This window comes from Halomonas sp. MCCC 1A13316 (genome assembly GCF_014931605.1).
Taxonomy (GTDB): Bacteria; Pseudomonadota; Gammaproteobacteria; order Pseudomonadales; family Halomonadaceae; genus Halomonas.
This window is the reverse complement of the sequence record NZ_CP053382.1, coordinates 2,739,475-2,751,791: the sequence shown is the minus strand read 5'-3', so window position 1 is coordinate 2,751,791 and position 12,317 is coordinate 2,739,475. Positions and strand designations below refer to the sequence as shown.

Annotated in this window: 11 protein-coding genes; 4 read left to right on the top strand and 7 right to left on the bottom strand. The window is 63.5% G+C overall.

Annotated features, from left to right (window positions below; all coding sequences use genetic code 11):
• Nucleotides 1-2 precede the first annotated feature (2 nt).
• From HNO52_RS12715 to leuS, 5 genes are all read right to left on the bottom strand, one after another.
• Nucleotides 3-881, bottom strand: a complete 879-nt coding sequence (locus HNO52_RS12715; RefSeq protein WP_232090283.1) for a PA2778 family cysteine peptidase — start codon at nucleotides 879-881, stop codon at nucleotides 3-5.
• 80 nt (nucleotides 882-961) lie between these two features.
• Entirely contained in the window at nucleotides 962-1,354 is a 393-nt protein-coding gene (locus HNO52_RS12710; protein WP_197565656.1) for a PA2779 family protein, read from the bottom strand.
• Between the two features lie 182 nt (nucleotides 1,355-1,536).
• Entirely contained in the window at nucleotides 1,537-2,595 is a 1,059-nt protein-coding gene (holA, locus tag HNO52_RS12705; protein ID WP_197565655.1) for a DNA polymerase III subunit delta, read from the bottom strand.
• A 36-nt stretch (nucleotides 2,596-2,631) separates the two neighbouring features.
• Nucleotides 2,632-3,129: an LPS-assembly lipoprotein LptE gene (locus tag HNO52_RS12700; RefSeq protein WP_197565654.1), complete on the bottom strand. Its 498-nt coding sequence runs from the start codon at nucleotides 3,127-3,129 to the stop codon at nucleotides 2,632-2,634.
• A gap of 22 nt (nucleotides 3,130-3,151) precedes the next feature.
• A complete protein-coding gene (leuS, locus tag HNO52_RS12695; RefSeq protein ID WP_197565653.1) occupies nucleotides 3,152-5,734 on the bottom strand; it encodes a leucine--tRNA ligase in 2,583 nt (860 codons plus the stop codon).
• A 206-nt stretch (nucleotides 5,735-5,940) separates the two neighbouring features.
• Between leuS and HNO52_RS12690 the strand changes: the two genes are divergently transcribed.
• Nucleotides 5,941-6,456, top strand: coding sequence for a zinc ribbon-containing protein (locus HNO52_RS12690; RefSeq protein ID WP_197565652.1), 516 nt, complete (start codon nucleotides 5,941-5,943; stop codon nucleotides 6,454-6,456).
• A 7-nt stretch (nucleotides 6,457-6,463) separates the two neighbouring features.
• Here the strand turns inward: HNO52_RS12690 and HNO52_RS12685 are convergent, their stop codons facing one another.
• Both HNO52_RS12685 and HNO52_RS12680 read right to left on the bottom strand, forming a co-directional pair.
• A complete protein-coding gene (locus HNO52_RS12685) occupies nucleotides 6,464-7,720 on the bottom strand; it encodes a hypothetical protein (RefSeq protein ID WP_232090281.1) in 1,257 nt (418 codons plus the stop codon).
• Nucleotides 7,721-7,846: 126 nt separating this feature from the next.
• Complete coding sequence (locus HNO52_RS12680) at nucleotides 7,847-8,737, bottom strand: LysR family transcriptional regulator (protein WP_197565651.1); 891 nt, start codon at nucleotides 8,735-8,737, stop codon at nucleotides 7,847-7,849.
• 129 nt (nucleotides 8,738-8,866) lie between these two features.
• On the opposite strand from HNO52_RS12680, the gene leuC reads away from it, so the two are divergent.
• The 3 genes from leuC (at nucleotide 8,867) to leuB (ending at nucleotide 12,226) form a co-directional block, all read left to right on the top strand.
• The gene (gene leuC / locus HNO52_RS12675) at nucleotides 8,867-10,312 is read left to right on the top strand and encodes a 3-isopropylmalate dehydratase large subunit (RefSeq protein ID WP_197565650.1); all 1,446 of its coding nucleotides are present in this window, start codon (nucleotides 8,867-8,869) and stop codon (nucleotides 10,310-10,312) included.
• Nucleotides 10,313-10,315: 3 nt separating this feature from the next.
• A complete protein-coding gene (gene leuD / locus HNO52_RS12670; RefSeq protein ID WP_197565649.1) occupies nucleotides 10,316-10,969 on the top strand; it encodes a 3-isopropylmalate dehydratase small subunit in 654 nt (217 codons plus the stop codon).
• 177 nt (nucleotides 10,970-11,146) lie between these two features.
• Nucleotides 11,147-12,226: a 3-isopropylmalate dehydrogenase gene (gene leuB, locus HNO52_RS12665; RefSeq protein ID WP_197565648.1), complete on the top strand. Its 1,080-nt coding sequence runs from the start codon at nucleotides 11,147-11,149 to the stop codon at nucleotides 12,224-12,226.
• Nucleotides 12,227-12,317: the final 91 nt, after the last annotated feature.

Here is a 12,317-nt window from a genome sequence, read left to right as displayed (position 1 = left end):
CACTATGTTTCGAGCGCGTCCTGTGCGCGCTTCTGCCATGGTCCGGGCAGGTCGGCGGCACGTGACAGCGCCCGCTGGGCTTCTCCATCTTCCCCTTGGGCTTGCAGCAACAGACCCAGGTTCAACCAAGCTGCCCCCAGGTCTTCTCGTTGTCTCACGGCGTTCCGCAACGCCTCGATGGCACCAAGTCTATCGCCAATGTTATGGCGGGCATTGCCTAGGGCAAAATACCCCATCCCGGAGCCCGGGAAACGCGCCACCAAGGCTTCCCAGGCCGGCAGGGCGGCCTGGGCGCCCTGGACCTGCTCGAAGGTGGCGATTGACTCCAGTGCGCGGCGCTGACCCACGCTCTGCGGCATTTCTCCTGGCGCCATGGCGACGAATGCCCAGCGCTCGCTGCGTGCCCAGGTGGCATCGAAGCGGCGAAAAGACTCGATACGCTCCGCCTCCTCGCCGCTGTGCAGAATCATCTCCTCGGCATCCAGATCGTAGCCGATGGCAACGGCATAATGCCACATCGGCCATGCCGGCAGTGCAAGGTTCTGCATGACAACCACTGGCTGGCCGGCGGCAATTTCAGTCAGCAACGCATCCAAGCTGCCATTCAATACGAACGGAATTCGGCCGTGGCGTCTCACAGTCGCAAGCATTTCGGGCTGCACGCTGCCTTCACGATCAGGAATGAACACCTGTGGAATCAGGCTCTCCATAGCCACATCCACGTCGCTATGGTTGAGCGCCATGGCCAGCGAGGCGGGGCCGCACTGGTACTCGCGCTGGGAATGGAAGGGCACACCGTCGATCAAAGCTTGCCGGGGGAGAGCCTGCTTGGTGCTCTCGGCTAAGCGCGGCGTGGAGGCACAGCCCGTAAGTACGAGCATCAAAAGGACCAACAGCAGAACGCCCGCGAAGCGGGCGTTCATGCATGCTGGCTGGAATCGGCCTTGCATGTCATGCCTCATCAGCGCGTGAACGGGAATACGTTGGTCAGGCCCAGAATATCGGTGACCAACAGGACGAGGAAGATGAGTACCAGAGCACCGACGACGCTGGCACCGGCGGGCAGTTGGTCGAGCTGTTCGGCCATCTGACGTGCCTCTTCATCGGAGAGGGCAGCGACGCGGGCTTCGACTTCGGCTAGGTCGACACCCTGGGCCACGAGTTGCTCCTGAACGTCAGCCCGGGACAGGATCTCATTGATACGTTCCCGGTCGCTGTCGGCCCGTTCTGCGGAGAGGGCGGCCTGGGTAGAGATCAGCTCGCTGGCAGGCTGCGGCGCGGCCGAAACGGAGACGCTGCCGAGCACCAGGGCCAGGATCAGCAGGGGGCTGAGAAAGCGGCGGAGTGTTTTCATGATCAGTGTTCCTTCTTCTTGGGTAAAGGCTTCCGGCTCTTGAATGATCCAACGCTCCCTGTTCGGGGAGCGCAGACGTCCACGTGCTCCAACGATGCTTTATAAGTATAAGCAGAAAGCGCGTGAAATTTCATGCCCTTGCATTCTAGTTGAGGGAAAGTTTTCTATTGGCGGCAGCAGCCTTAGCCCACACGGTAAGAAGAGGGCAGCTCGGCAAGGAGGCCGCGCCCGCCCGCAAGCGTCAGGGCCAGGTCGTGAAGACCCTGCCACAATGGCAGGGGTGCCGCCCCCTTGATCGAGAGGTCGAGACGCTGGGAAAACAGTAGTAGCTTGTGCAGGCGTTTCCTCGGCAAGCGAGAAATGGCCTGTTGGTAGGCGGGGCGACGCTTGTCGAAGATGGCCGGCTTCTGCGCCTTGCAGGCGTGTTCGAAGCTCTGGCCCTGATCGAGGTGTTGATGCAGAGAGAGTAGCGTACGCAGTTCGCGGTTGAGTGCCCACAACACGATGGGGGCTTCGACGCCTTCACCGCGCAGGCCGCGGACGATGCGCGAGACGCGAGCTCGCTCGCCCTTGAGGCAGGCATCGGCCAGAGTGAAGACATCGTAGCGAGCGCTGTCCTCCACGCCTCCTGCAATCTGTGTCGGGTCGACACGCGTTCCTGGCGGTAGCAGCAGGGCCAGTTTCTGCAACTCTTGGTCTGCTGCGAGAAGATTGCCCTCAGTGCGCTCGCCCAGCAGGCGTGCGGCATCGAGATCCAGCGAGAGACCGTGACGCTCGGCGCGATCGCGCAGCCAGAAGCCCAGCCTGGAGACGTCTACCGGCCATACCGGCACGAACAAACCGAGCTTGTCGAGTGCCTGGAACCAGGCGCTCTTCTGCTGACGGAAGTCGAGCTTGCCCATGCTGATAAGCAGCACGTTATCCTGGGTGCCCGGTGCATCGGCATACTCTCTGAGCGCCTTGGCGCCCTCCTGCCCCAGGTTCTGGCTGCCCAGGCGCAGCTCGATCAGCTTGCTCGAGGCGAACAGCGAAAGACTGGCCGAAGCCTCGCGCAGCCGGCCCCAGGCGAAATTGTTTTCCACGTGGAGAATGTCGCGCTCCTCGATGCCGCGCTCGCGGGCAACGGCGCGCACGCCATCGCAGGCTTCCATGTGCTGCAGCGGCTCCTCACCGGCAACGATCACCACCGGGGGTAGCTTCTTGGCCAGTGCCTCCGGCAGTTTATCGGCAAAGACTTTCACAGCAGTACCTTCACGCGAGCGCCTTCAACATGGTCGTCATGGGCGAGCGTCTCCCAGCGAGCGCAGTCGGTCGAACAGGCGGCGCAGGGCCTCCTGGCGAAGCTCCTGACGGGCCTCTTCGCGCAAGTCATCCTGGGCCAGCAGGTTGTCGTCGCTGACAGTGAAGCGGGTCGACACCTCGAGGCGTCGTTCGGTCAACTGATAGGCGCCATCGCTGCGTCGCTGGACTGAGAAGGGCACCGACAGGTTCATCTCGTGCTCTTGGGGGCCACTGTCGAGCACGCTCATCTGACGCTCACGGAATGTCTCGGGGCCGAGGTTGAGAATCAGCGGGGCGTTGTCATGCACCCGCGTGCCGATCGACGCCAGGCGCTCGGCCACCAGGCGAGACAGCTCGCTGTCGGCTCCCGCCACGGCGAGTTCATTCACGGTCAGGCCCGGCGTATCGAAGCCACGCAGGTGAAAGCCGCAGCCGGCCAATGCCATGGCCGCACTTGCGGTCAGGGCGAGAGTGAGAAATCTGCGTCGCTGCATGAATGCTCCCGTTCGGTCTGGGTCAGCCCACTACAATATTGACCAGCTTGCCCGGTACGACGATCACCTTGCGCACTGTCTTTTCCTCGGTGTGGCGTTGAACGTTCTCGGCGGCAAGAGCTTCTGCCTCGATGGCCTCTTTGGAGGCATCGGCAGGCACTTCGATGCGGGCACGCAGTTTGCCGTTGACTTGCACTACCAGTTCGAGGGAGTCACGCGCCAGGGCCGACTCATCCAACTTCGGCCACTGTGCATCGATGGCTGGCTCTTCGTGACCCAGTTCGCGCCACAGAGCATGGCAGGCATGCGGGGTGATCGGGGCGAGCAGCAGAACGCAGGCCTCTACGGCCTCGCGAGCCACCGCCAGGCCCAGGGGAGTGGCATCTTCAAACTTCGAGAGGGCGTTGCTCAGCTCCATCACGGCGGCAATGGCGGTATTGAAGGTGGTACGCCGGCCGATATCATCGCTGGCCTTCTTGATGGTCTCGTGGGTCTTGCGGCGCAGCTCGCGCTGGGCCTCATCGAGCGCCGAAGTATCCAGCGAGCCCGGTTCGCCTGCCTCCAGGTGTTCGGCCACCATGCGCCACAGGCGCTTGAGAAAACGGCTGGCACCCTCGACGCCGGAATCGGACCATTCCAGTGACTGCTCCGGCGGAGCGGCAAACATCATGAACAGGCGCACGGTGTCGGCACCGAAGCGATCTATCATCGACTGCGGGTCGACGCCGTTGTTTTTCGACTTGGACATCTTCTCGATGCCGCCCATCTCCACCGGCTGGCCGTCGCCGATCAGCACCGCGCTGACCGGGCGGCCCTTGTCGTCGCGCTTGACCTCCACATCGGCGGGGTTGAACCACTCTTTGCCGCCGTTCGGCGTCGGGCGATAGAAGGTCTCTGCGATCACCATGCCTTGGGTGAGCAGTCTCTGGAAGGGTTCGTCGACCTTCACCAAGCCCAGGTCGCGCATCAGCTTGGTGAAGAAGCGCGCGTAAAGCAGGTGCAAAATGGCGTGCTCGATACCGCCGATATAGAGATCCACCGGCAGCCAGTAGTCGGCACGCTCGTCGAGCATTGCCTGCTTGTTGTCGGCACAGCAGAAGCGCGCGAAGTACCAGGATGACTCCATGAAGGTGTCGAAGGTGTCGGTCTCGCGCACCCAGCCGTCGCCGAGCTCGTAGAACTCGGGCATCTTCTTCAGCGGCGAGCCACTAGCATCGACGGTGACCTCCATGGGCAGGGCGACCGGCAACTCATCGTCGGAGAGCGGTACGGTCTGGCCCTCGGGGCCGTACTTGACCGGGATCGGCGCGCCCCAGTAGCGTTGGCGGGCCACACCCCAGTCGCGCAGGCGGTAATTGATCTTCACCTCGCCGCGACCCAGTTCCTTGAGCCTTGCTGCAATGGCATCGAAGGCGGCATCGAAGTCGAGACCGTCGAACTCGCCGGAGTTGATCAACCGGCCGTATTCCACGTAGGCGGCCTCGGAGAGGTCCGGTGCCCGGCCATGGTCGTCGGCTATCACCGCCTCGATGGGCAGGTCGTACTTGGTGGCGAACTCCCAATCGCGCTGATCGTGGCCGGGCACCGCCATGACCGCCCCGGTGCCGAATTCCATCAGCACGAAGTTGGCGACATAGACGGGCACCTCACGGCCGCTCAGCGGATGCACGGCCACATGCCCGGTAGGCATGCCGCGCTTCTCCTTGGTGGCAAGTTCCGCTTCGGTGGTGCCGCCGCGGGAGCATTCTTCGCAGAAGGCGGCGAGCTCGGCGTTGCCTTCGGCAGCCGCCTTGGCCAGCGGATGGCCGGCGGCGACCGCCACGTAGGTCACCCCCATCAGCGTGTCGGGGCGGGTGGTGTAGACCGAAAGCGGCTCGGCAGCGCTTTCATCGGCGGCCTTGATGTCGAACACGAGTTCTACGCCGCGCGACTTGCCGATCCAGTTGCGCTGCATGGTCTTGACCTGCTCCGGCCACTCGATCTTGTCGAGGTCGGCAAGCAGCTCATCGGCGTAGTCGGTGATTTTGAGGAACCACAGCGGAATCTCCTTGCGCTCCACCAGGGCGCCGGAGCGCCAGCCACGACCTTCGATGACCTGCTCGTTGGCCAGTACGGTCTGGTCCACCGGGTCCCAGTTGACGGTGGCCATCTTCTTGTAGACCAGCCCCTTGTCGACCAGCTTGGCGAAGAACCACTGCTCCCAGCGATAGTAGTCGGTGTCGCAGGTGGCGAACTCGCGGCCCCAGTCGTAGGCGAAGCCCAGCGCTTTGAGCTGGTTGCGCATGTAATCGATGTTGTCATAGGTCCACTTGGCCGGTGGCACCCGGTTCTGGATCGCGGCGTTCTCGGCCGGCATGCCGAAGGCGTCCCAGCCCATGGGCTGCATCACGTTCCTGCCTTGCATGCGCTGGAAGCGCGAGACCACATCGCCGATGGTGTAGTTGCGCACGTGCCCCATGTGCAGCTTGCCGCTGGGGTAGGGGAACATCGACAGGCAGTAGAACTTCTCGCGGCTGGCATCCTCCACCGCCTTGAAGCACTGATTCTGGTCCCAGAACTGCTGGGCGTCGCGTTCGATTTCAAAGGGCTTGTACTGTGCGTCCATCGGCTTTCGAATTGACCTTAAAATGTTCGGGCACGGAGCGTCGTGCAGATGCGCAGGAAGTTGTCCGACGTCATGCCTCGCCGTCAACCACACGATAAAACGTTGAACTGACGGCAGGATGGCGTCTAAATGGTAACCAAGGATACCCCAGTAGGGCATGCCCGGCCATGCCCGGCCTATGCAGAACCCGCTTCGAGGAGATGACCATGAGCGAACGTCCCGACTCTCATCGCGAACATCGGCTGCGCGAAGGCTACGAGCGTATGCTGGCCCGCTTGCGTGAAGGCGCGGGTGACCTGACCTGGGAGAACCTGCAGCGGGAGCTGGACGAGGCGGTAGAATTCGAGGCCGAGTTCGAGGAGTTCACCAAGGATGAGCTCGCCCTGCTGCGCGCCTGGGTCGAGCGCGACCTGATCGACATGCGGCGCTATCTGCAAGCGGGCGGACGTGGTGTTGCCGCCTGGCTGGGGATCGACCTCGACCAGCTTTCGCGCAAGGTGGTGGACTCGCTGTTTTCCATTGCCGATCGCAGCATCGTCGAGAACGCCCGGCTTAATGAAGACCTCGAGGCCGCCCGCGCCGACTATTGCGAGGGCGAGGTGGCCGCTCCCGGGCGGATGGCCTGCGTGCACTGCGATGCGGTGGTCGAACTCGAGGGCGTAACACGCATCGATCCTTGCCATCAGTGCGGCCACCGCTACTTCTACCGTGTCTCGCAGTGAGCCTGCCTCACAGCCAGGCGTCGAGACCCAATATTGCCATGACAACCAGGACACTCAACACCAGGGCATAGTTCTGGTTGTAACGCATCATGCGGTAGCCGCTGACGCCGTAGCGGCCCTGCAGTGACAGATTGATTCCCGACAGCGGCCCTACCGAAGTGCCCACTGCCCATGAAGCGAGGGCGGTGAAGGCGAACAGGGTTTGCTCATTACCGCTCAGGTTGAGCATCGAAGCGAGTACCGAGACGCCGATGATTGGATGCAGCCCCACCACGGCACTGGCCACGATCGCGAGGAAACTGAGGACGGCCTGAGCGGGGCCAAAGCGGGTGAATAGCGTCCATTCACTGCCCGTGGCTGCGGCAACCAAGGTCGAAAGTCCCAGGGTTAGTAGCCCGGCAGAGAGGAACAAGGCAATTTCACCGCGCATGGCGGGCAGGCGCGACAAAGTATGTTGGCGCACGCGGTGAAGGGTCCAGCGCGGCCCGGCGGGCAGGTTGCTGGCCAATGCCACGGCCGGCAACAGGAAGGTGATGATGCTGACGATGCTGAGTTCGGGAGTCAGCTGGAAATGAAACAGCATTACCAGGGCGGCCATCACCACCGGCATCAGCAAGCTGCGCGGCGAAAGCGAGAAGCCTGCGACCTCGGTCAGATCGAAGCGGCGTGACAGTTCCAGCGTGGTCAAAGTGCCGCTGAGCAGCGCCAGCGGTAGGCCCACTGCGAGAATTCGGGCGTACTCCATTTCCGGTGCCAGGGTCATCACCACACCCATGGAGGCGAAAAAGGGGGACCACAACGCTGCGCTGGAGAGACCCCGGTTCAACGCCAGCAGCTGAGGCGTGGTCAGCGGGCCGCGCCGAGCCAGCCGGTCGCCGATCATGAAGACCGTCGACAGGTTGAGGATGGTGCCGAGCAGGTGCACGCCTAGCCAGGTGCCCAGGGTGCCGCGGCGACCGGTGACAGGATGGCCCAATTGACGTTTTGAGCCGCTGCGGTTGCCAATCAGCCCGATGAAACTCACCCCGACCAGCATCGCCACTACATAAGTGTTGCCGCTAGTGACGGTTGGCCAAGCGATTTCGGCGGCGTAGCGCCACCGTGCCAGGACCAGTAGCCCCAGGCCGATGGCGGCCAGCGCTCCGGCCTGCCAGCGGGTGCGGCGAGGAATGTCGCGCCACAGCAGCAGGGTGGCTAGCCATAGTGCATAGCCGACGCCGTTTGGCAGCGGTGTCAGCCCGGTGAAGCCGAGAATCTGCAGCACCAGGCCGATCAGTATCAGTACGCCAGCCAGGGTGTGGCGCGTAGAGGTCGATGGAGAATCGGGCGAGGGGGCGATGACGTCGGGCTCCGGATCGAGGTGTTTTGTAAGCAGTCTAACAATATTCTCTTATGCGCGGCGACTCGGTGCGTCACGCGCTTCTTCCAGCAGCGCCAGCATCGCCCGCGCAGCATTCGATAGTGTACGGCTTCGGTGCACCAGATAGCCCAGCGAGCGATGAATAACGGGATGCTCCACGTCCAGCTCGTGCAGCTCTCCGGCGACTAGCCGCTCCGGCAGCAGGCTCCATCCCAGGCCAATCGCCGTCATCATCTTGAGCGTTTCGAGATAGTTGGTGGAAAGCGCCACGGGTAGCGTAAGGCCGGCAGCGGCGAAGCGCGACTCGATCAATGTGCGGGTAAAGGTCAAGGGGCCGGGCAGTACGGCATCGAAGTCGCACAGCTCGTGTAGCATGAGGCGCGCGCGACTCGCCAGCGGATGATCATGGGCGCAAACGAAGCACATTCGATCGTCCCACACCGGCACTACGTCGAGTTGCGGGTCTGGGTGCGGGGCCAGGGTGACCACGGCCATTTCCAGTTCGCCATCCAGCACGCCCCGGTAGGCCTGCTCCGAGTCGAGGAAACGCAGGTCCATTTGCACTTCCGGATGGGCCTGGGTGTAGGCCTTGAGCAGCGGTGGCAGGCGATGCAGGCCGATGTGATGGCTGGTGGCCAGGGTCAGGCTGCCAGCGACCCGACCCTCAAGATTGATCAGCGCGCGGCGGCTGTCGTCGACCATTACCAGGATTTGCCGGGCGCGGGGCAGAAGTACCCGGCCAGCCTCGGTGAGCGTGACGCGGCGGCCGATGCGGTCGAATAGCCGAGCGTCGATCTGCGTTTCCAGTGAGGCGATGCGCTTGGAAACTGCGGGCTGGGTCAGATAGAGCTGCTCGGCGGCGCGGGAGAAGCTGCCGCTGTCGGCCACGGCGAGGAAGGCCTGTAGGCTTTGTGTGTCCATCGTTTTGTTGTATTCCTTTAGGGAATCCAATGAATAAATAACATGAATTGCTTTTATGGACGAGCCACGCAAGACTTGGTCAAGACTCGGACCGGATAGCAAAGGGCCATAAAGCCCGGGGAGAACGATATGACAGGCCAGACGCTTTACGACAAGCTGTGGTCACAGCACCTGGTGAAGGAGCGCGACGACGGTACCGCACTGATCTATATCGACCGCCAACTGCTGCATGAAGTGACCTCGCCGCAGGCCTTCGAAGGGCTGCGCCTGGCCGGCCGCAAGCCGTGGCGTCTCGACGCCAACCTGGCCACGCCGGACCACAACGTGCCGACCACGTTCAAGGAGCGCGCCGAGGGCAACGCCGGCATCAAGGACCCGGTGTCGCTGATCCAGGTGCAGACGCTCGACGACAACTGCATCGAGTTCGGTATCGAGGAGTTCAAGATCAACGACCCGCGCCAAGGTATCGTTCACGTGGTGGGGCCGGAACAGGGCGCCACGCTGCCGGGCATGACCGTAGTCTGTGGCGACTCCCACACTGCCACCCATGGCGCCTTCGCCGCCCTGGCCCACGGCATCGGTACTTCCGAGGTGGAGCACGTGCTCGCCACCCAGTGCCTGCTGGCGCAGAAGATGAAGAACATGCAGGTGCGCGTCGAGGGCAAGCTCGGCACCGGTGTCACCGCCAAGGACGTGGTGCTGGCGATCATCGGCAGGATCGGTACCGCCGGCGGCACCGGCTACGCCATCGAGTTCGCCGGCAGCGCCATCCGCGAGCTTTCCATGGAGGGCCGCATGACGGTGTGCAACATGGCTATCGAGGCCGGCGCCCGCGTCGGCCTGATCGCCGTGGACGACACCACCATCGAGTATCTTGCCGAGCGCCCCTTCGCCCCCAGGGGGGAGCAGTGGCAGGCCGCCGTGGCCGACTGGCGCAACCTCGTCTCCGACGCGGACGCCCAGTTCGACAAGGTGGTGACGCTGGATGCCAGCGAGATCGAACCGCAGGTGAGCTGGGGCACCAGCCCAGAGATGGTTACCGGCATTTCGGGCGAAGTGCCCGACCCGGTCGAGCAAGGCGATGACACGGTCAAGCGCGGCTACACCCGTGCGCTGGAGTACATGGGGCTCGCGCCGAAGCAGAAGATCACCGACATCAGGCTCGACAAGGTATTCATCGGTTCGTGCACCAACTCGCGCATCGAGGACCTGCGCGAAGCGGCTAAGGTGGCGCGCGGCAAGAAGGTGGCTGATTCGATCAAGCTCGCCATGGTGGTGCCGGGCTCCGGCCTGGTGAAGCGCCAGGCCGAGGCCGAAGGGCTCGACAAGATCTTCACCGAGGCGGGTTTCGAGTGGCGTGAGCCGGGCTGCTCCATGTGCCTGGCGATGAATGCCGACAAGCTCGGTGCCGGCGAGCACTGCGCCTCCACCTCGAACCGCAACTTCGAGGGCCGCCAGGGTTACGGTGGTCGCACCCACTTGGTCAGCCCGGCGATGGCCGCCGCCGCCGCCATTGCCGGTCACTTCGTCGACGTCCGTCGCTTCGACGCCCAGTCCGCAGCAGAGGAGGCCTGAGCCATGAGAAAGTTCGAACGTACCGAGGGGCTCGTCGCTCCGCTCGACCGGGCCAACGTCGATACCGACCTGATCATTCCCAAGCAGTTCCTGAAGTCGATCAAACGTACCGGCTTCGGCGTTAACCTGTTCGACGAGCTGCGCTACCTCGACGAAGGCCAACCGGGACAGGACTGCTCGCAGCGCCCTGTGAATTCCGATTTCGTGCTCAACCAGCCGCGCTATGAAGGCGCCAGCGTGCTGCTCGCACGGCGCAACTTCGGCTGCGGCAGCTCACGCGAGCACGCCCCCTGGGCGCTGGAGGACTTCGGTTTTCGCGTGGTGATCGCGCCGAGCTTCGCCGACATCTTCTACAACAACGCCTTCAAGAACGGCCTGCTGCTGATCACCCTGCCCGAGGAGACGATCGACCGACTGTTTGGCGAAGTGGAAGCCAACGAAGGCTATCGCCTCGATGTGGACCTCGAGAGCCAGCGCGTTATCACACCAAGCGGGGAGATCCTCGAATTCGAGGTGGATGGTTTCCGCAAGCACTGCCTGCTCGAGGGGCTCGACGACATTGGCCTCACCCTGCAGGACGAGGACGCCATTCGCGCCTTCGAACAGCGCCACCGCGCCGAGCGGCCGTGGCTGTTCCGCGATGCCGCTCAGGTCTGACACGCTTACTCTGCAACCGCTGGAGAAGCGAGGCTGATCCGGCGGCAGGCCTACGAGGAGGCGCTGTGAACCCATCCCTGGGCGCTACTTTTGCCATCCATGGCAAAAGACCTCCTTTACGGCCTGCCCCCGGCGCCCCGCTTGGCGACGGTGGTAGCTACTTAAGGAAACAACAGAATGACACGCAAGATTCTGATATTGCCGGGTGACGGCATCGGCCCCGAGATCACTGCCCAGGCCAGCCGTATCCTGGCCGCCTGCCAGGCCCACGGCCTCGACGTCGAAGTGGAGGAGGCGCTGGTCGGGGGCGCGGCCTATGACGAGCACGGCGAGCCGCTGCCCGCCGTCACGCTGGACAAGGCCAAGGCCGCCGATGCCATCCTGCTCGGCGCCGTGGGTGGTCCCAAATGGGATAAGCTCGAGGATCTGGCCAAGCGCCCCGAGAAGGGGCTGCTCGGCCTGCGCAAGAATCTTGGCCTGTTCGCCAACCTGCGCCCGGCGATCACCTATCCGCAGTTGGCCAGCGCCTCCAGCCTCAAGCCCGAGCTGGTGGCCGGCCTGGACATCATGATCGTGCGCGAGCTCACCGGCGGCATCTACTTCGGCCAGCCGCGTGGCATCGAGGTGCGCGACGGCCAGCGCGTCGGTTTCAATACCTACGTCTACTCCGAGAGCGAGATCGAGCGCATCGGCCGGGCCGCCTTCGAGCTGGCGCAGAAGCGCGGCAAGCGCCTGTGCAGCGTCGACAAGGCCAACGTTCTCGAAGTCACCATCCTGTGGCGAGAGGTGATGGAACGCCTGGCGCCGGAATATCCGGACGTCGAGCTTTCTCACATGTACGTCGATAATGCCGCCATGCAGCTGGTGCGCGCGCCCAAGCAGTTCGACGTCATGGTCACCGGCAACATGTTCGGCGACATCCTTTCCGATGCCGCGGCGATGCTCACCGGCTCCATCGGCATGCTGCCCTCGGCCTCGCTCAACGAGAGCGGCCAGGGCATGTACGAGCCGTGCCACGGCAGTGCACCGGACATTGCCGGACAGAACGTCGCCAACCCGCTGGCCACCATCCTCTCGGTGGCGATGATGCTGCGTTACACACTGGGCGAGCCGGCACTTGCCCAGCGTATCGAGGACGCGGTGGGAAAAGTGCTGGACGACGGCTTGCGGACCGCGGATATTTCATCCGAAGGCATGCGCACCGTGTCGACCCGCGATATGGGAGATGCGGTGCTGTCGGCCTTCGAGGCAGCCTGAGCGCCGTCTCCCGAATTGCTGCCGTTCCCCTGAGCCCGGGCTCGCCTGCGAGGTGGGCCCGGGTCATGTATACTATTGGCCTCATTCTTTT

Coding starts and splice junctions, on each gene's coding strand:
- HNO52_RS12715 (WP_232090283.1), bottom strand. CDS start 881: ATGCTCGTACTTACGGGCTGTGCCTCCACGCCGCGCTTAGCCGAGAGC.
- HNO52_RS12710 (WP_197565656.1), bottom strand. CDS start 1,354: ATGAAAACACTCCGCCGCTTTCTCAGCCCCCTGCTGATCCTGGCCCTG.
- HNO52_RS12700 (WP_197565654.1), bottom strand. CDS start 3,129: ATGCAGCGACGCAGATTTCTCACTCTCGCCCTGACCGCAAGTGCGGCC.
- leuS (WP_197565653.1), bottom strand. CDS start 5,734: ATGGACGCACAGTACAAGCCCTTTGAAATCGAACGCGACGCCCAGCAG.
- HNO52_RS12690 (WP_197565652.1), top strand. CDS start 5,941: ATGAGCGAACGTCCCGACTCTCATCGCGAACATCGGCTGCGCGAAGGC.
- HNO52_RS12680 (WP_197565651.1), bottom strand. CDS start 8,737: ATGGACACACAAAGCCTACAGGCCTTCCTCGCCGTGGCCGACAGCGGC.
- leuC (WP_197565650.1), top strand. CDS start 8,867: ATGACAGGCCAGACGCTTTACGACAAGCTGTGGTCACAGCACCTGGTG.
- leuD (WP_197565649.1), top strand. CDS start 10,316: ATGAGAAAGTTCGAACGTACCGAGGGGCTCGTCGCTCCGCTCGACCGG.
- leuB (WP_197565648.1), top strand. CDS start 11,147: ATGACACGCAAGATTCTGATATTGCCGGGTGACGGCATCGGCCCCGAG.